We start from the raw sequence: 17,174 nt of genomic DNA, 5'->3' as shown, positions 1-17,174 counted from the left end.
TTCATTCAACCAAGGAGAAATGCAATGAAACTGACCTACCGCTTCGCCGCCCTTTCGCTGCTGATCGCGACGCCGCTGCCTGCGTTTGCCGCGACCATCAATGCGGTGATGTACAAAAACCCGCAATGCAGCTGCTGTGAATCCTATGCCAACTATCTGGAGCACAACGGCTTCAAGGTCGAGATCAAGCCGGTCAACAACCTCTCGCAGATCAGCAGCGACGCCGGCGTGCCAGCGGACCTCGAAGGCTGCCACACGCTGATGGTGGACGGCTATGTCGTCGACGGCCTGGTGCCGGTCGACATCGTCAAGAAGCTGTTGACCGAGCGCCCCGCCATTACCGGCATCACCCTGGCCGGCATGCCCACGGGAGCGCCCGGCATGGGCGGCGAGAAAGACGGAACCTGGACAATCTACGCCTTCACCAAGGACGGCAAGGCGCCGACCGTCTATGCGACGGAGTGAGGCACTGTGATCAAGTGCAAATGGGCCATCGTCATGGCCGGCTTGCTGCTGACGTTTCCGCTGCCCTCCGTGGCAGCGGAGGCACCGGAGAACTTCGCCGTTCTCGACACGCCCGCCGCCGTGCCGGAGGTCAGCTTTGCGGACGCCGCCGGTCAGCCGAAAACGCTCGCCGATTATTCCGGCAAGGTGGTGCTGCTCAACATCTGGGCGACATGGTGCGCACCCTGCCGCAAGGAGATGCCGACGCTCGACAGGCTGCAGGAAAAGCTCGGCGGGCCGGACTTCGAGGTCGTCGCGCTGTCCATGGACCGGAAGGGTCCGGACATCGTGAAGAATTTCTACGCCGAGATCGGCGTCACGCACCTTGCCCTCAACATCGACAGCTCCGCCAAGGCCATGTTCGCGCTCGGGGCCGTCGGCCTTCCGATGACGTTGCTGATCGACCGCGACGGCAAGGAAATCGGCCGGCTGATCGGCCCCGCCGAATGGGATGCGCCCGACATGGTCGCCTTCATTCGCGGCCGCATCGTCGCAACCCGGGAAGGAAAATGATCATGCTTGTCCGAACTGTGGGCGAGCCTGCGGCTCGTTACCTTCCGTCGAACAGGAGCCATTGGGCGCGTCTGCTGCAAAGCTTCGTCGCAGTAATGGTATTGGCCGTCGGCTTCGCCCATGGCGCGCGGGCCCATTCGCTCGACGAAGTCGACGCCATGCTGCAGGACGACGAGAAATACTTCCAGCAGATCGACAAGCCGACGCCAGACTTCACGCTGCGCGCCGCCGACGGGCGCGTCGTGCGGCCTGCCGATCTTATCGGCAAGGTTGTCGTCCTCCACTTCATTTACACGTCGTGCCCGGACGTGTGCCCACTGCATGCCGAGAAGATCGCCGAGATCCAGAAGATGGTGAACGGCACGCCGATGAAGGACCAGGTCACCTTCGTCAGCGTCACCACCGACCCGAAGAAGGACGCGGTCGACGTCCTCGAAGGATACGGGTCGGCGCACGGGCTCGATCCGGTCAACTGGCTGTTCCTGACCACGACTCCCGACCAGCCGGAAGATACGACCCGCAAGCTGGCGGAAGCCTTCGGCCACAAGTTCACCCTCACCGATGACGGCTATCAGATGCACGGCATCGTCACGCATGTGATCGACAAGGAGGGCCGCTGGCGGGCGAATTTCCACGGCATGAAATTCGAGCCCATCAACCTCGTCACCTTCGTCAACGCGCTCACCAACAATGTCGAGCGCCCGCACCATGGGCGGGAACAGGGCGATGGCTGGCTGGCCAGATTGTGGAACCTGCTGTGAGGCGGGACCTGCGGCATGACTCACGCAACAAGGAGAGGAAAGCACATGTTCACCAACACCAGACAGGCTGGCCGTCACGGCTTCCTCCGACTGCTCCTCACCCTCGCGCTGGCGGCATGGTTCCTGCTCAATCCGCACACCAGGGGACCGGCGCTCGCAGCCGGCGAGATGTCCCAGGACCAGCTCGACCAGCGAATACACGACTACATACTGGCGCATCCCGAGGTGCTCATGGAGGCGCTGCAAAGGCTGGAACAGCGGCAGCGCGAGGCGGAGGCAGCGCAAGCCAAAGCAGCGCTGAAGGCACGGGCGGACGACCTCTTCCGCGACGGGCAAAGCCCGGTGGGCGGCAATGCCGAGGGCAATGTCACGCTTGTTGAATTCTTCGACTATAATTGCCCCTATTGTCGGCAGATGGCGCCGGTCATGGAGCAGGCGGTGGCCGACGATCCTGAGCTCAGGATCGTCTACAAGGAATTCCCCATACTCGGCCCGGATTCGGTGTTCGCGGCCAAGGCGGCACTCGCGGCCGACCGACAGCGCAAATACCCGGCATTCCACAAGGCGCTGTACGGGGCGAGGACCAGAGTGACCGAGGCGGTCGTTCTCAAGATCGCAGCCGAGACCGGGCTCGACGTGGAGCGCATGAAGGTTGACATGCAGCTGCCCGAAATCCAGGCGGCGATAGCGCGCAACATGGAGCTGGCGCAGGCGCTAGGGATCACGGGAACGCCGGGCTTCGTCGCCGGCGCCCAGATCTATCCCGGCGCGACCGACCTGGCGACGCTGAAGAAACTCATCGAGCAAGCGAGGATCGACAAATGACCCGCACCCCAAACCGGCGGACGGTCGTTCTTGGTGGTGTTTTCGGCGCTGCCACGCTGACCGGCCTTTTCAACCATCCGGATTTCGCAATCGCCGCCGACGACGCGGAATTGGCCAAGCGTTTCAAGGATCTCAGCCAGAACGGCAACAGCACCTGCTCGGCCAAGTTCACGGAGTCCATCGCAACCATGCCAGCGATGTCGCGGATCACAGGCTCATGCTGCAGCCCGATGGAAACGAAGCGCTATGGCGAGCAGGTGAATGGCCTGACCAAGTATCGCGCCATCCAGATGATCCCGAGCGATCCGTACGACATTCCGGCAGGCATCGCGCAGAAGATGATCCCCTACTACGACACGAAGCTCACCAGCGACGAGCAAATTGCCTATGACTACGCGATGGCCAATTCCGAAGAGAAAGGCCCTTGCTGCTGCCCTTGCTGGCGGTGGAGGGTGTATGGCGGCCTGGCGAAATACCTGATCCACGAACACGGTTTCACCGGCAAGCAGATCGTCGATGTGTGGGACCTTTCTGACGGCTGCGGTGGAGGCATGTAACTGCCGAAGCCGACCAACCCAAGCATACGGAATTGAAGGGCCGCGCTCTGAAGACCGAAGCAGACCGTTGTCGCGGCGCCGGCTTGCGCTTCCGGAATCCTCTGCAGCCTATTTGCGGTTGTGCTAATATATGCCAGCCACGCACGTTTGTGCGTGGCCAAAATATTGGGAGGATGCGATGAAAACCATGAATCGCAGGTCTGCAATTGCTCTCGGTGTGACGGCCGCCGCGGTATCGCCTTTGTTCACCCTGGCGGCTTCCGCAAAGACCAAGAAGTACGGTCCGAAGGAAGGCAAGGAGATTGCGCCCGGCGTCAGAGTGGTTGAGGTCGGCACCGGCAACTCCGACATTCCCGCCTACAAGAGCATTTCGATTGTCGACGTGGTCTTTCAGCCTGGAGCACACGCGCCTCAGACCATGATGGACAACGACATGGTATGCACGATTACGTCCGGCGCATTCACCATCAAGAAAGCGGACAAGGAATTCAAGCTCAAGGTGGGTGACGTGTACACCTGCTCTAAGGGCAAGACAGACGAGGCGACGAACACCAGCAAGGAGGTCGGTGTGCATCGCATCGCCGTCCTGGTACCTGCCTAGGAAACTGATTGGCACAGGCCTCGTCCGGAACGGCTACGCCGAGACGGGCGCGGAATATTTGGCCTTCAGCCATGTGGTCGACGGTCCGCTCCGGTAGCGGCTGTCGGCGCGCTTCGAGATGATGCCCTCAAGCCCCATCTTGTCGATGGCGCGGAGGATCGCCAGCGCATCGCCATCGAAATGCTCGCTGTACCGGATCTTGCCGGCGCCAGGCTTAACCAGTTGCCACAGCGCTTGCTTGCGCTGCAGCAGGGGCAAGGGGGCAACATTGCGACCATCGAGATGGAGGATGTCGAACGCCACGAACACCAGCCGGCTCGGCTCATTCCAGATCGCGGCTTCCAGCGCAGGGCAATCGGGAGCGCCCTGCTCACCGGCTACAATGACCTCGCCGTCGAGAATGGCAGCCCTGCATGGCAGCTCGACTGCCAGCGCGATGGGCCAGTATTTTGTCGTCCAGTCATGGCCGTTCTTGCTGAAAAGACGCACGCCGCCTTGATCGATGATGAGCTGCGTCCGGTAGCCGTCGAACTTGACCTCGTGAACCCATCCCTCATCTTCGGGCGGTTGCTCGACCAGAGTCGGGATCTGCGGCGGAATGAACTCCAGCCGGCCGCCCCTGACCTTGCTACGCTTACTCAATGGACACCTTTGAACGCGTAGCGGGAGGCGTTTGCCGGCACAGGCAGCGACACCCCAGCTATCTGGACGCCTGCCGCCTGTGCCGAGCCCCCGCCAGACCCATAGCGAACATCTACGAACGACGCCGGAATGTCGTTAGCTTCGCATCCAGATACTTGTCCTGGCGTACATATCTCGCTCTCGGTGCGGCGCTCTTGCACCGACTGGCCGATGCTGCCCAGGATTGCCGCTGGCTCACGCAGTCCCTTGGCCAATTTCGGGCGACACGGTTAAGGTCTGTTGGGTCTTCAGGCCTGAAGACCAACGGACCTTAGTCCATCAAAAGCACCAGGGCGGGATGCAGCTTCTTCAGGTTCGGCAGTGATTTCGATTGCCAGGGTATGTCGGGCGTTCCACGCACGACGAGTCGAACATCGGGATGCTTGCGCACCTCGATGGTGAATTTCGCCAGCAGGTTGATGCCGGAAGAGTTGAGAAAGTGAAGGTCCTTTAAATTGAGCGTAATGGAAGCGGGATTTGAGGCAAGAACACTGGTCGCCAAAGCCGTGACGGGCGCACCGGCCTCGGAACTGGCAAGCCGCATTGCGCCGTCGAAGAAAATATCGCTTCCTTCGTTCCACACGCGGTAGTCGTCTGTCTTGATTTCCATGGCCTGGCTTCGTTTCTTCTAGTTGTGCGTTTGCGAGATCGGAATGGAGGCATAGGTTTCCAGGCAAATCCGATCGCTTTCGTCGGCGGGGCTGAATATCCAGGCTAGGCGTGCGCCATAGTCGCTCATCAACGTCAGCAATCCGAGCCCGGAGCGTGACACGTCGGGGCTCGCGGCATTCGCTTCAATTCGCTGTATCAGCAGGTCTCTGGGGTCGCCAACCGTGATGTCCGCCAGGAGGTTTTTGAACTCGGAGGCGTTTTCACCATCGACGTCGTTCGACACCTTGAGCTTGAAGCACTCCGAATCCATCGACGCCTCGATCACGATCTCACCCGGTGCGCGAAACTTGACGGCGTTCTCGATAAGCTCGTTGACCAGATATCCGATGCTGTGCCGCACTTCGATGTAGTCATTGCGGGACGACCGGAAGCGCAACGCGAAAAGATCGGCGATGAAGTCCGAGGTCGTGGCACAATGACGCCAACTCAAGTCGAGAGGTCCGTCGAACAGCCGCACGCGACTGACGCTCTCCTTCATCCCGATTGCAATGTCAGGGGTTCCGAACAGCGTTGTCATTGCTATGTGTGCCTTATGATCACGAGGGTGATGTCGTCATGGATCTTCTGGACTCCGATATGGGCCATCAGATCCTCGATGATCCCGGTCTTGATGTCCTCGGCGCTCCCGCCGTAACGTTTTTTTGCGCTCTGGCAGAGGCGCTCGAACCCGAATAGCCTTTTGTCCTGATCCTCCGCCTCGGTCACACCGTCGGTGTGCAGCACGATCACGTCGCCACTCTCGAACAGGATGTCACGCGTGTCGATGAACTTCGAGATGTCATTCTCGAGACCAACCGGCATACCCAGATCAAGCGTATCGATGCGTTCGACCTCTCCGTCCGCACGCACGACGAGAACATCCTCATGCTGGCCGGATAGCGTTACCCGCTCATCCTCGAAGTCAAGAAAGGCCAGCGAGAGATGCTTGCCGGTGTTCGTCCGCTCGATGTTCTTGTAGATCGCCCTGTTCAGCCGGTCCAGAAACTGGTGCGGATCCGCTTCGTCGGTTTCCTGCAGCGCCCGTGCAACGGATTGGACCATCAGCATCAGCACGCCGCTCTCGAGACCATGACCGGTCACGTCGCCGATACCGATCTTGATCCGTGATCCGTTCTGCAGGACGTCGTAATAGTCACCGCCGACCTCGTCGGCAGGCCGCATGTAGGCTGCGATCTCCAGCCCTGGAATCGCTTCGAGTTCGAATGGTTTCGGCAGGACCATCAACTGGATCTGCCTGGCAACCGCGAGCTCGGCGCCGAGGCGGACGTTCTCGTCCTGCAGCTTTTCGTTGAGAGCGGAAATCTCCTGATTGGCGTCGCCGAGCTCCCTGGTTCGTTCGTCGACGAGTTGCTCGAGGTTTTCCGTGTGAAAGCTGATCTCCTCGGCCATGCGGTTGAAAGCGATTCCAGCGGCTCCGACCTCGTCGCGCGTCGGAATGCTGACGCGGACTGAATAATCCTTGGTCTGGAGCCGCTGGGCGGCACTGGCAAGCGCCCTGAGGCCCGCGGTGATCCGCTTCGAAATTCCGAGCACGGCCGCGAAAACAATCAGAAGCGAAACGATGATCGCACCGATCTGAAAGAGCAGGATACGATTGGTTGCGCGCGAAATACTCTGCTGCGCGGCAAACAGGGACGCATAGATCTCCCGTTCGGGAACGACAATCCCGACCGACATCGTTTCGGACTTGATCGGTCCCGAACTCCACAGATTGGTCGGCTTCAGTCGCTTGAGGACAACAATGTAGGGTACGCGTTCGCCCTTGTCGTTGAGCATGATATGCTGAATGACACCGTCATTGTTCTGGCCGAGAGGCAGCGACGCGATAGCCGGCTGCGTACTTCCCCGCAGGGACCGCTCCAGGCCGGTGACGCCCTGCGTGCCCGCGTCGCTTGATGACGTCAGGCCGATGATCGCCTGGCCCGACGGATTGATCGCCACTACATTGCCAGTCGACATGGTGAGGAAGCCGAACCCGGTTTCAGCGATCTTCACCCTTTCGACGACTTCCGCGAGTTGATCGAGAGTGATGTCTGCCCCGGCCGTACCGGCAATACCGGTGCGATCGCGCGTCCACAGCGGGTGGAAAAAGCTGACGATCAGCTTTCCCGTGATCGCATCGGTGTAAGGCGCTGTCTGGGTGATATCGTCAGGGACCGGACGCGAAGCTGGATCCCCAGCCCATTGCTGCCATGAACCATAGATACCCGGAAAGAAGAACTCCCAGAACTCCGCCTTGTTGTGGCCCGGATAGAGCTTGTCGAAGGTCTGCGCCTGGTTCGTATACGGCACCGTCCTGAAGATCGGCCGTTCTTTTGGGCCAATATAGTACATTTGCAGTTTTGACGATCCACTGGCCATAAGAGTTGGCGCGACGAGATCTATCACGGTACTGTCTTCTATTTCCTTCTGAACGCCCGGCAGCGGAGTGTGGTCGGCGCCCAGCAGGTAGCCCCAGACACTGACCACGGAAGGCGCGCCCGGCAGGTTCTGCGCCCAATCGCCCTGCGCGTCGTAGACGACCTTCACGGAGCCGGGCGCTTCATGCGAAAGCGTCACTCCGACCTCTTGCTGCCTCGTCGGTTCGTTGATCTGGGCCTGCAGTACGCCAGCCAGCGCCTTGACGTCGCCGTGAACCCGATCGAGCAGCAGATCGACGCTCAACGCCGTCGATTCGGCATAGGAACGAATGTATTCCTGGTTTGCGGTCGTCAGGCCCTCACCGACTTCCGATGTTGCGTCGCGCGACAGCTTCTGAACGTTCCAAAGCGCCAGGCCACCGCTCAGCAGGAGGTCGAACAGGACGGCGCCGCCAACGACCAACACGAATTTCGCTCGAAAGGAGCGCAGGCCGAAGCGCGGCGTAGGCTCATTGTCGGCTTTCATTGCGGCCGTCGCCCCGATGCGACCCAGATCGGCCAACCCGCATAACCCTTGGGGTGGAGCGCAGCGAAAATGTGGTCCTCGAAGCCCTGCCGGAACCGTGCGACGAACTCCGGTCCATCGCCGCGCCTGGTCGCCATCTCGCCCGCATAGACATCCGCCCATGCCGCAATGACATCAGCGAAATCCTGCGGATCGCCGTCCAGGTTGGTGACCATGAAGGTCTCCACACGGATGTCTTCGAATCCTGCTTCCATCAGATATCGCCGGCTCTTAGGCCCAAGCTCGACGTCCATCTCGAAATGCCCGAACAGCTTCGCCACCTCGTTGTAGGTCCAACGGATGCTTTCGGCGCGCGGCTCGCCGAGGCAATGCGAATTCTTCTCGTTGGTGATGTAGACCCGCCCGCTCGGCTTGCATATGCGGTAGAGCTCCTTGAGGATGAGTTCAGGCCGATTGAATATCTGAAGGGAATGCCGGCAGGTCACCAGGTCGAACTGCGCTTCGTCGAGCAGCATCTCCGACGCATCGCCATAGGTATATTCAATGCCCCGGATATCGAACTCCCGCATCACCTGTCGAGCATAGTTCAGGCTCGACATGGAGTGGTCGAGGGCGACGATCCGCGATGGCTGGAACTCCTTCTGCACGAGCACGGCGAAATCGCCGATCCCGCAACAGATGTCGGCCATGACGACCCCGGGCCTCATGCCGTGTCGCGGCAAGATTGCGCGCTCGTGGCGCCAGGTCATCTTCGTCTGTGAGCGCAGGATCGGAACGAACCCGCCCTCCTCGAGGAAGCCCTGCCCCGGATAGAATTCACTGTCATACTCCTCGACCGTGATGTTCGGCTCGATTCCGCTCAAGCGACCGAATTTTCGCGAGGTCCATCCCACGACGCTTGACGTGATGACGACGAATTTGAGATCGGGCCGGGCGCGGCAGGCGTCGATGATGATCCTCGAAAAGGCGTGAAACGCGGCGTTGTTCATCTGCGTCAGCCGTCTGACATTGACGTAGAGAACGCCGCGCACACGGCCGATCGCATCGCGGAGCAATGCTATGCTGGGCCCAAGCTCGTCGATCGCCTGAGGCCGGACCACCCCGGATATGGAAAACTCCTGGTTGTTGGCGTCATATTGCGCCTTGAAGCGCGGGAGGAGGTCGTAAGGGCTCAATGTTGCAGGCCCTCAAGCGGAAGATCCACGACAAGCTTGATTGCATCGCCTTCGGCTTCCTCGACCCTGAGTGTCGCGTTGTAGTCGACAGCCAGTTCCAGGAGCACGACCTCCCGGCTGGGCGCGAGATCCCCAGACACCGAACTGAGGTATCGCTCCCTGGCCTCTGTTCCTGCGACGCGTGACACGGCTTCTTCATAGAATTCGCGCTCCTCTGGCACGCATGGGAACGTCAGCTCGATCCTGTCCGTCGCGCCGTGGCGGGACACCCTGCATGCCAGTTCACCACCGGCATGGCGCGTACGAAAGGCGACTTCCAGCAATTCATTGAGGGCAGAGGAAAAGAGATTTGAATGCCGGACCGAGTCTGATCTGTTTTGACTGATCATCCGGGCCATGTATGACGAGACATAATCGCAGTGTCTCCAGGCGGAGACGAAAGCTTTGATTTCCATGTCGATCTGGATCATGGGCGCAAAAGTCGGCTCGCCAGCCAGCTCATGATGAACAGGTCCCATAGGCATCCTCCCTTGTTCCATCAGCATTGAGCCCTGGTAGGGCGATGGTCTCCGCGACGAAAAATTTCACCGCGCGCCGTGATGAGTCACTCTTGCACCGACTCGAAGAATTGCGCGGTATCTGCCTCGATCGTTTCTACAAATCTCCACTTCACCGTTAACAAAGGGTGCAAGGTGCAAAGCAATTCCAGGAAACATGCGCAGCGGTTTTCCGTCCGGAATTGCGTAAAAACAAATACTTAGAGCCGGTCGGCGGCACTATCAAAAGCTGAACCGCTCTAAACCGCCCGATTTGATTCCTCCATCGCTCGCACCACCCTCAGCGGGGACCGTGTGATGAAATTTCTGGTTGCCTCGGCTCCGAGCGGACGTCCCAGGAAATTGCCTTGCAGGCAATCACAATTCTCCTTGATCAGCCACCGCGCCTGTGCCGACGTCTCGACCCCCTCGGCGGTGACGCTTATTCCCAGGCCGTGGGCCAGATTTATGATCGATCGCACGATGGTCTGGCTTTTGAGGTCGGTCTCCAGGTCCGCAATGAAGTACTGATCTATCTTCAACGTATCGAAGGGAAAGTTCTTAAGGTAGCTCAACGATGAGTAGTATGTTCCAAAATCGTCGAGCGATATGCGTATTCCCAAGACGTTCAGAGTGTTTAATGTGTCGATATTGTCGATCGTCTTCTCGAGAAGAACTGTCTCGGTGATCTCGAGTTCAAGTCGGTCGGCACGGATTCCAACTGTATCGATGACCTGAGCGATGGTATCCGTCAGCAAACCGCTAAGGAACTGAGCCGGCGACAGGTTCACTGCGACCGTCAGCGAGGAGGGCCACGTCAATGCCTGGCGACAGGCTTCCTCGAGCACCCATCGTCCAATCTCGTCCATCAGACCGTCCGCCTCGGCGATCGGTATGAACACGCCGGGTGGAATGATTCCGATCTCGGGGTGCCGCCACCGCAGTAGCGCTTCGAAACCGATCACCGACGCGGGAGACCGAATGAGGGGCTGATACTCCAGATAAAGCTCGCCCCGCTCCAGCGCGGTTCGAAGGTTGCGCCTCAGATTCTCGCGTTGCTCGAGCAAGAGCAGCATCGAACGGTTGAACGTTCGAGCGCAACCGCGTCCATCCGTCTTGGCTGCGTAAAGAGCAATGTCCGCGGCTTTCATCAACTGCTCGCCATCGGTCCCGTGCTCCGGCCCGAAAGCAATTCCGATACTCGAGCCGACGAAGACGGGAATGCCGTTGATGACGAACGGCTCCTTGAACGCGTCGACCAGCGATCCCGCGAGGCGCTCGGCTTCCGCAGGCTGATCCTTTCCCAATTGGATGACGGCGAACTCATCGCCGGCATACCGGTATGCGGATTCGCCGTCCTGTAGCGCGTCGCGGATTCGACCCGCTGCGAGCTGAAGAAGCGTGTCGCCTGCTCCATGACCGAGCGTGTCGTTGACCGCTTTGAAATCGTCGAGGTCGATTTGCAGCAGGGCGGCTTTCGGCTTTGCTCCGCCGACGGCCGCCAGCGCCTGCTGTAGCCGCTCGCCGAATCGCCGCCGATTCTGCAGTCCGGTCAGCACGTCGTGCGTCGCCTGATGGAGCAGAACTACATGGTCCTGCTCCTCCGCCGCGCTCCGCTCGCCGTGCCCCCTTTGCTCGATGATTCCCACACCATTCGCAGTAGCGAAGACGAAAACGGAACGGGGCGCTTCGCCCGATGATCGCGGCAAGTCGATGCTTGCCGGAGTGCCGCCGTGGAACACACGAAGAAATTCGTCGCGATACCGCGCATCGAGGAAGCTCGGGTAGATCTCCCAAACGGCGGCACCCGGCGCTACCGCGCCTCCGTACACGCCTTTGAGCTTGGTTGCGTAGTGCGTCAGACAGAAGTCGCGGTCATAGAACGACAGAAGTTCGGTCGTGTTCGCCAAAAGGTCAGCGAGAAGCGCTTCGCCGGCACGTGGAACATCGCTTGAGGAAGGCCCCTCACTCTCCGTGCCGACGCCTGATGCCTCTGGGTGCAAGAGCCACCTCCATAGGCGGTGAAAATTCGCGTCCCCCAGTCCAGAAATAGCATAACTGCCAAGCTTGGCAAACTTTCAACTTGCTTCTTAACAAGTTCCGCATGCTGCGTAGTTGCAATGTATGCTCCGCCGTGATTGGCGGCAAATTGTCGATAATGATGAACAGTCACAGTTCGTTAATAAATCGGCAATTGGTGGGAATTAGCCATATGATTGATGACGCGTAGACGCGACCCGAAATATTGTGGTCGATGAGGCAGCGTGCCCCCCGCCCCGGTAAACCTTTTTTGAGCCCGCTTCCGTCGAAAGATCGCCGATCCCGTACTCAACTTCCGAGCGCTTTGAGCCAATCTTCAAAGGAAGAGGCCTTCTCGTGTCCAGCATGCGAAACAGAGTTGGCGGGCCGCGGCAACACCACCGTGCTGCGGCCTTCGCGGGGGCTGTAACCGAATTCCTTGCTGAATGCCCGGCTGAAATTAGCCGCTGAACTGAACCCGAAGGCTTCGGCAATTTCAACAATGCGCCGGCTGTCCGCCGGGTCGCTCAGCGCAACATGGGCTGCCAGAAGACGGCGACTCTGTATGTAGTGGAGAACGCCGCCACTTGGTTCGAACAACTGATAGAGACGAGAGCGCGATACGCCGAGCGCCCGGCACATTGAATCCGGTGTCAGATGAGCCGTATCCAGATTGTGGTGGACGTATCGACGCGCCCGCTCCATGAGCGCGACATTGGCCAGTTGCTCGGCAGCGGCAGCATGTTCCGCCGCGGGCCCGAGGCAGGCGATGATCATGCTGCGCGTTGCGTGTACGATGCGAGGAAGATCGTCAGCCGTGAGGCTGCGCAGTCCTGCCTCGATACTGTTGATGTAGCCGACCAGGAGGTTGGCAAAGTTGCCGGACAGGATTGAATTGTTCTTCGCGTCGAGGGTTGCCGCCGCATCGGCAAACAAATCACGCGGCATATAGAGAAGGAGACTTTCAGAGTCCGTTGCCCTCCCGCGAAACGGGTAGCCGAGCGATCTGATCTCCAATTTGCCCGGCTGGCTTTCTGCAACGCGGCGATCGACCTCCGTCCATGACCGGCCAGTATGGGGCAAGACGATGCACCAGTGATCGATCGAACTGGACCGGAGTTTTGCAGCAGAGCGCATGTAACTGTGTGCCGCTGCGCGCTGCTGAACGACCAGCATGCCACCGAGGTTCCAGGCCGTGTGGTCGGCGGGAAAGCCACCGTCCGGCGATTTGTCATCCGGCAACTTGACCTCGACAAGCGGAGCCATATGCGCTTGCCAGGCGGCGAATTGATCCTCTGGTGCCAGTTCGAGCGTTGAAAAGGACAAAGGCTTGAGCGCCGGCGCGAGTGACGAAGCTGACTCGTTGTGAGGTTGAGCTTCGCGCGGCCAACGACGTCGATCACGCTCCGGCGGCTGCTTCGCAGGTGCCTCGTCTGGCTTTTTCATCGCGTGGTGCCATATCCGATTCGGGTATGCCCCATGCCCCTCTCAATCATGTGGTGTATCTCGGGCATCTGGCAAGACTTTAAGGTCGATATCGACAGACCAGCCGGATCAAACCGTTCGATAACCACAGCGGCAACCCTGCCGACTGCAGCAGAACTCGAGTCGACAGAGCCGGCGATCACGCGGAGTTGCAGCAAGAAATGCATTCCGAGATAAGTTTCTGGATGCGACGCTAACGACACTCTTCAGCCCGGTGCATATAGAATCAAGCATTGTGGAAGCGTAGTTGGGGAGACCCTAGAGATGAACGCAAAGCTCAACAGTGAAGCTCGTCGCAAAATAATTCTTGACGGATATGTTAACAACGAACCGTTGAAGGATATTGCAGCCAAGATCGGGTGCTCACTGGCAAGTTTGAAAGTCACCGCCAGTAAAATCGGCTGCACCCGAACCCCGAAGGAGGCGGCCGATTTCAGGCGCGGCTTTCATATCCCGGAAAACAAGCGGCAGGATTACTACCAGTTGATGACAATTGGGCAGTATAAAGCTCGCGAGTGCGCGGAAATTTTGGGATTGCTGACCGTTCAATCGTCAGGAAGCGAGTAAGCTCACCGCAATACACTGTCGACGATATATCGCTGGAGCATTCTATCGCGTCAGCGGCTCGTCGGTAAAAGCCCGCCGCAAAGCACGGGCAGCGGGCCCTGAAAGGTTCGCACAAATGCCACGTGGGCACTTCAATCGCACCTGCCTCAGCCCCCACGATCTGGCCATTTGCGAACGCGTGTTCGATCAGGTCTGCGCGGATGAACATCTCAACCCTTTGGACCCGGACACCGAAATTCTGGCGGTGATGGTTGTGGCCATTTTTCGAAATGCTCACACCAGCGAGCGCGAACTGCTGGACGCGGTCAGGTCTCGTCGGCAACAGGTCGCGGGAGGCGGGCATTAGCGCACCGCATTCGATCGCGCAGGCCGGCGGGTCTGGCTGAGCGCATAAACCCCTCCAAGGAAAGAGGCTGGAACGTTTCGGCCGATCGCGCGTTGTGTCCATCGGGGTGAAGGCCGGCTTGTTTCGGCCGGCCATAGCGTTAGGGAGGCGCGTGGCGGGGAATGTCCCAGGTCCAGACCGTGAAGCCGGCCGAAGCGGCAGCAGCGCCGCGGGCGTCGGATGTGTTCGCGATGAAGCTAACGTCATCGGAACTGGCGACGACGATGTCGCATTTCCATCGCGCCGAAATCGCCCGCATGGCCGGCTGGCGCGACAGGCTGGACCGGACCAGCAATTGGGCGATCACCGTGGTTGCCGCCATGCTGTCGGTGTCGCTGTCGACGCCCAGCGCCCATCACGGCGTGCTGCTGTTCGCCATGCTGCTCATCACGCTGCTGTTGTGGATCGAGGCGCGGCGCTACCGCTTCTTCGACGTTTACCGTGCCCGGGTGCGCCAGTTCGAGCGCTATTATTTCGCGCAGATCTTCTCGCCGCAGCCGGACTACGCCTCCAACTGGCTGGCCATTGTCGGCGAAGGCTTACGCTCGCCACGTTTCCTGATCTCGCAGCGCGCGGCGTTGGTGCGGCGGCTGCGCCGCAACTACATCTTCATGTACACGATCCTAATGCTGGCCTGGGTGCTGAAGATCACGACGCCCAGCCTGCAACGCGACGGATCGCCGATCGGCTTCGGCGCCTCGTTCCTCGACGCGATGCGGGTGGCATCGCTCGGCCCTGTGCCCGGCATTGTTGTCGCGTGCATCGTGGGATTGGCTTATGCCAGCATGCTCGCCGCGGCCGTCCTTGTCAGCAGCGAGGAAGGCGAGCTTTCGCATGGCACGGTGCATGTTTGAGATGCCTCGCCCTCCCGCCTCTGCCGCGACCGTTTGCGATCAACAGGTTACGACGCGTTTCTAACCAAGGCTTGCCGCGAACCGAGCGGCGAAATGGTTCCGTTGAAAGGCTTCCAGGACGAAATCGACAAACACGCGCGTCTTGGCGGGCAGCAGCGTGCGGGTGCTGTAGTAGAGCGAGATCGAACCGAGGTCGGCATACCAGTTTGGGACCAGGCGCACGAGCGCCTTGCTCTCCAGGTAGGGCAGCGCTTCCGGCATGACGATCAGCGCCACGCCGAGATTGAGCAAGGCTGCCTGGGACATTGCCACGGGATCGTTGACGATAATCGTTTCGTTCAATGCGGCTGGAAGCTCCCTGCCGGCGGCATCTCGCATGACGCGGTGCCGGAGGCGGCCGGTTCGCGAAGAGCGCAGCACGATGCCGTCAAATTCGGAAAGACCCGCCGGATCGACCGGCGAAATGCGCCCCTTCATATAGTCCGGCGATGCGACCGCGATGATGTGCAGGGGCGCAAGGTCGCGCGCTATCACGCCGGGCGCCAGTTCGAAGCCGCCGCCGATCGCCGCGTCCAGCCCCTCGGCGATCAGGTCGACCTGCCGATTGTCGAACTGCCAATCTGGCCGTATGCGCGGATAGCGCCCGAGAAACTCCGGCAGCAGCGGCAGGATGTAGTTCAGGCCGAGGGTCAGGCTCATGCTGACCTTGAGCACGCCGGCCGGGCCGCCCTTGTCCGTCGCCATTGCGGCGATCGCATCCTGAAGCCCTTCCAGATTGTTGCCGATCTGCTGGAGAAACAGCTCGCCGGCCTCGGTCAGCGTCAGCTTGCGGGTGCTGCGGTGAAACAGCCGGGCGCCAAGGTTGCGCTCCAGCGTGGCGACGTTGCGGCTGACGGCGGCCGGCGTCAACGCCAGCGCGCGGGCCGCCACCGAAAAGCTGCCAGTCCTGGCGCTGCGAACGAAGGACTCAAGGTTGGCGAGCGTCTCCATGATCCAATTTTAAAGCAATGCTTGTAAATAATTCAAGCCATTCCTCACTAATACCCAAGCAATAAGCGGGCCATATCCAGGGCGAGCAATGAACCGCAACCGGGATGTCACCCTGTGAACCAGTCCATGGACTATGACGGCGTCATGCAGGCGAACCTCGCCCGCGTGTTCAGCGAGCGCGACGCCTCCCGCCGCATCAATGCCATCGCGGAAATCTACGCCGACGACGCCGTGCTGTATGAACCGCATGCCGTGGCCACCGGCCATGCCGCCATCAACCAGGCGGTGGATGCGCTGCTGGCGAGCCTGCCGCCAGGCTTCGTCTTCACGGCGACTGGCCCTGCCGTCGGCCACCACGATATCGGGCGGCTGCGCTGGCAGTCCGGGCCGGCGACTGGTCCGGTGGCCGTGACCGGCACCGATGTCGCCCACTTCAGGGGCGGCCTTATCCGCTCCCTGTATGTCCTTATCGATCCCCCTGGCGCCTGAGGCGTCCATTTCCTGAAGGAGTTCCCATGCCCAAGACCGGTCGCCTTGCTGCGCCCCGAAGACAGCATCCTCGTGCTGATCGACCATCAGCCCTACCAGTTCACCAACCTGAACAGCCATGAGCCGACGATGATCGTCAACAACGTCGTCGGCCTTGCCAAGACGGCCAAGGTCTTCAATGTGCCGACGATCCTGACCACCGTGATCGAGGAGCGCGGCGGCTACATCATCAAGGGGCTGCAGGACGTATTTCCAGAGCAGAAGCCGATCGACCGCACCTTCATCAACACATGGCAGGACGAGCGCGTCGTGGAAGCGGTCAGGAGGACTGGCCGCAAGCAACTCGTCCTGGCCGCGCTGTGGACAGAGATTTGCCTCGCTATGCCGACGATCCAGGCGCTGGCCGACGGCTACGACGTGTTCATCGTCACCGACGCCTCGGGTGGCGTTTCGGCGGAAGCCCATGACATGGCCGTGCGCCGCATGGCCGCCGCCGGGGCGGTGCCGATCACCTGGCTCGCCGTCGTCGCCGAATGGCAGCGCGACTGGGCCCGCGAGGAGACAGCCGCAAACCTGGCTGGCGTCCTTGCCGAGCATGGCGGGGCGAGCGGTGTCGCCTTCGCCTGGGAAATGCAGTTGCTCGCCACTCGCGCCAAAGCCGGCGGCTGATCGAG

General features: G+C 60.4%; 20 protein-coding genes. 11 read left to right on the top strand and 9 right to left on the bottom strand.

The genetic code is table 11. From position 1 onward, the window contains the following. Positions 1–24 precede the first annotated feature (24 nt). From AC1DX6_RS20875 to AC1DX6_RS20850, 6 genes are all read left to right on the top strand, one after another. Positions 25–465 carry a DUF411 domain-containing protein gene (locus tag AC1DX6_RS20875; protein ID WP_477316779.1) on the top strand — a complete coding sequence of 147 codons (441 nt, stop codon included), beginning with the start codon at positions 25–27 and terminating at the stop codon, positions 463–465. 6 nt (positions 466–471) lie between these two features. Beyond that, on the top strand, positions 472–1,017 hold the full coding sequence (locus AC1DX6_RS20870; RefSeq protein ID WP_477316777.1) for a TlpA disulfide reductase family protein: 546 nt from the start codon (positions 472–474) through the stop codon (positions 1,015–1,017). Positions 1,018–1,112: 95 nt separating this feature from the next. Then, positions 1,113–1,778, top strand: coding sequence for an SCO family protein (locus AC1DX6_RS20865; RefSeq protein WP_477317150.1), 666 nt, complete (start codon positions 1,113–1,115; stop codon positions 1,776–1,778). A 45-nt stretch (positions 1,779–1,823) separates the two neighbouring features. Then, positions 1,824–2,603 (top strand): DsbA family protein, encoded by a 780-nt coding sequence (locus AC1DX6_RS20860; protein ID WP_477316775.1) that lies wholly within the window; start codon positions 1,824–1,826, stop codon positions 2,601–2,603. Next, complete coding sequence (locus AC1DX6_RS20855; RefSeq protein WP_477316773.1) at positions 2,600–3,160, top strand: hypothetical protein; 561 nt, start codon at positions 2,600–2,602, stop codon at positions 3,158–3,160. Before AC1DX6_RS20860 ends, AC1DX6_RS20855 begins: the two co-directional genes overlap by 4 nt. A gap of 178 nt (positions 3,161–3,338) precedes the next feature. Continuing rightward, on the top strand, positions 3,339–3,761 hold the full coding sequence (locus AC1DX6_RS20850; RefSeq protein ID WP_477316771.1) for a hypothetical protein: 423 nt from the start codon (positions 3,339–3,341) through the stop codon (positions 3,759–3,761). A 33-nt stretch (positions 3,762–3,794) separates the two neighbouring features. Here the strand turns inward: AC1DX6_RS20850 and AC1DX6_RS20845 are convergent, their stop codons facing one another. From AC1DX6_RS20845 to AC1DX6_RS20810, 8 genes are all read right to left on the bottom strand, one after another. Beyond that, entirely contained in the window at positions 3,795–4,403 is a 609-nt protein-coding gene (locus tag AC1DX6_RS20845; RefSeq protein WP_477316769.1) for an ATP-dependent DNA ligase, read from the bottom strand. Between the two features lie 310 nt (positions 4,404–4,713). Then, positions 4,714–5,052 carry a slr1659 superfamily regulator gene (locus tag AC1DX6_RS20840; protein WP_477242300.1) on the bottom strand — a complete coding sequence of 113 codons (339 nt, stop codon included), beginning with the start codon at positions 5,050–5,052 and terminating at the stop codon, positions 4,714–4,716. Positions 5,053–5,070: 18 nt separating this feature from the next. Then, positions 5,071–5,631: a slr1658 superfamily regulator gene (locus tag AC1DX6_RS20835; protein ID WP_477316767.1), complete on the bottom strand. Its 561-nt coding sequence runs from the start codon at positions 5,629–5,631 to the stop codon at positions 5,071–5,073. Between the two features lie 2 nt (positions 5,632–5,633). Further along, positions 5,634–8,000, bottom strand: a complete 2,367-nt coding sequence (locus AC1DX6_RS20830; protein ID WP_477317148.1) for a SpoIIE family protein phosphatase — start codon at positions 7,998–8,000, stop codon at positions 5,634–5,636. Continuing rightward, complete coding sequence (locus AC1DX6_RS20825) at positions 7,997–9,175, bottom strand: methyltransferase domain-containing protein (protein WP_477316765.1); 1,179 nt, start codon at positions 9,173–9,175, stop codon at positions 7,997–7,999. The genes AC1DX6_RS20830 and AC1DX6_RS20825 overlap by 4 nt, the downstream gene beginning before the upstream one ends. Next, positions 9,172–9,693, bottom strand: coding sequence for a ubiquinone biosynthesis methyltransferase UbiE (locus AC1DX6_RS20820; RefSeq protein WP_477316763.1), 522 nt, complete (start codon positions 9,691–9,693; stop codon positions 9,172–9,174). Before AC1DX6_RS20820 ends, AC1DX6_RS20825 begins: the two co-directional genes overlap by 4 nt. A gap of 278 nt (positions 9,694–9,971) precedes the next feature. Continuing rightward, positions 9,972–11,714 carry a putative bifunctional diguanylate cyclase/phosphodiesterase gene (locus tag AC1DX6_RS20815; RefSeq protein WP_477316761.1) on the bottom strand — a complete coding sequence of 581 codons (1,743 nt, stop codon included), beginning with the start codon at positions 11,712–11,714 and terminating at the stop codon, positions 9,972–9,974. 325 nt (positions 11,715–12,039) lie between these two features. Beyond that, positions 12,040–13,176 carry a helix-turn-helix domain-containing protein gene (locus tag AC1DX6_RS20810; RefSeq protein WP_477316759.1) on the bottom strand — a complete coding sequence of 379 codons (1,137 nt, stop codon included), beginning with the start codon at positions 13,174–13,176 and terminating at the stop codon, positions 12,040–12,042. A 303-nt stretch (positions 13,177–13,479) separates the two neighbouring features. Here AC1DX6_RS20810 and AC1DX6_RS20805 point away from each other — a divergent pair, with 303 nt between their 5' ends. The 3 genes from AC1DX6_RS20805 (at position 13,480) to AC1DX6_RS20795 (ending at position 15,021) form a co-directional block, all read left to right on the top strand. Beyond that, on the top strand, positions 13,480–13,782 hold the full coding sequence (locus AC1DX6_RS20805; protein WP_477316757.1) for a hypothetical protein: 303 nt from the start codon (positions 13,480–13,482) through the stop codon (positions 13,780–13,782). Between the two features lie 115 nt (positions 13,783–13,897). Further along, positions 13,898–14,128 carry a hypothetical protein gene (locus AC1DX6_RS20800; protein ID WP_477316755.1) on the top strand — a complete coding sequence of 77 codons (231 nt, stop codon included), beginning with the start codon at positions 13,898–13,900 and terminating at the stop codon, positions 14,126–14,128. 230 nt (positions 14,129–14,358) lie between these two features. Further along, positions 14,359–15,021, top strand: coding sequence for a DUF2270 domain-containing protein (locus AC1DX6_RS20795; RefSeq protein WP_477317146.1), 663 nt, complete (start codon positions 14,359–14,361; stop codon positions 15,019–15,021). Positions 15,022–15,081: 60 nt separating this feature from the next. Here the strand turns inward: AC1DX6_RS20795 and AC1DX6_RS20790 are convergent, their stop codons facing one another. Then, the gene (locus AC1DX6_RS20790; RefSeq protein WP_477316753.1) at positions 15,082–16,011 is read right to left on the bottom strand and encodes a LysR substrate-binding domain-containing protein; all 930 of its coding nucleotides are present in this window, start codon (positions 16,009–16,011) and stop codon (positions 15,082–15,084) included. A gap of 114 nt (positions 16,012–16,125) precedes the next feature. Here AC1DX6_RS20790 and AC1DX6_RS20785 point away from each other — a divergent pair, with 114 nt between their 5' ends. After that, the gene (locus AC1DX6_RS20785; RefSeq protein WP_477316751.1) at positions 16,126–16,500 is read left to right on the top strand and encodes a nuclear transport factor 2 family protein; all 375 of its coding nucleotides are present in this window, start codon (positions 16,126–16,128) and stop codon (positions 16,498–16,500) included. Between the two features lie 45 nt (positions 16,501–16,545). Next, positions 16,546–17,169: a hydrolase gene (locus AC1DX6_RS20780; protein ID WP_477316749.1), complete on the top strand. Its 624-nt coding sequence runs from the start codon at positions 16,546–16,548 to the stop codon at positions 17,167–17,169. The last annotated feature ends 5 nt before the right edge of the window (positions 17,170–17,174 follow it).

The organism is Mesorhizobium sp. P2_C4 (assembly GCF_056404575.1).
Note: the sequence above shows the minus strand (reverse complement) of the source record. Positions and strands in the feature narration are given on the sequence as shown.

Coding starts and splice junctions, on each gene's coding strand:
- AC1DX6_RS20875 (WP_477316779.1), top strand. CDS start 25: ATGAAACTGACCTACCGCTTCGCCGCCCTTTCGCTGCTGATCGCGACG.
- AC1DX6_RS20865 (WP_477317150.1), top strand. CDS start 1,113: ATGGTATTGGCCGTCGGCTTCGCCCATGGCGCGCGGGCCCATTCGCTC.
- AC1DX6_RS20860 (WP_477316775.1), top strand. CDS start 1,824: ATGTTCACCAACACCAGACAGGCTGGCCGTCACGGCTTCCTCCGACTG.
- AC1DX6_RS20855 (WP_477316773.1), top strand. CDS start 2,600: ATGACCCGCACCCCAAACCGGCGGACGGTCGTTCTTGGTGGTGTTTTC.
- AC1DX6_RS20850 (WP_477316771.1), top strand. CDS start 3,339: ATGAAAACCATGAATCGCAGGTCTGCAATTGCTCTCGGTGTGACGGCC.
- AC1DX6_RS20840 (WP_477242300.1), bottom strand. CDS start 5,052: ATGGAAATCAAGACAGACGACTACCGCGTGTGGAACGAAGGAAGCGAT.
- AC1DX6_RS20835 (WP_477316767.1), bottom strand. CDS start 5,631: ATGACAACGCTGTTCGGAACCCCTGACATTGCAATCGGGATGAAGGAG.
- AC1DX6_RS20830 (WP_477317148.1), bottom strand. CDS start 8,000: ATGAAAGCCGACAATGAGCCTACGCCGCGCTTCGGCCTGCGCTCCTTT.
- AC1DX6_RS20820 (WP_477316763.1), bottom strand. CDS start 9,693: ATGGGACCTGTTCATCATGAGCTGGCTGGCGAGCCGACTTTTGCGCCC.
- AC1DX6_RS20810 (WP_477316759.1), bottom strand. CDS start 13,176: ATGAAAAAGCCAGACGAGGCACCTGCGAAGCAGCCGCCGGAGCGTGAT.
- AC1DX6_RS20805 (WP_477316757.1), top strand. CDS start 13,480: ATGAACGCAAAGCTCAACAGTGAAGCTCGTCGCAAAATAATTCTTGAC.
- AC1DX6_RS20800 (WP_477316755.1), top strand. CDS start 13,898: ATGCCACGTGGGCACTTCAATCGCACCTGCCTCAGCCCCCACGATCTG.
- AC1DX6_RS20795 (WP_477317146.1), top strand. CDS start 14,359: ATGAAGCTAACGTCATCGGAACTGGCGACGACGATGTCGCATTTCCAT.
- AC1DX6_RS20790 (WP_477316753.1), bottom strand. CDS start 16,011: ATGGAGACGCTCGCCAACCTTGAGTCCTTCGTTCGCAGCGCCAGGACT.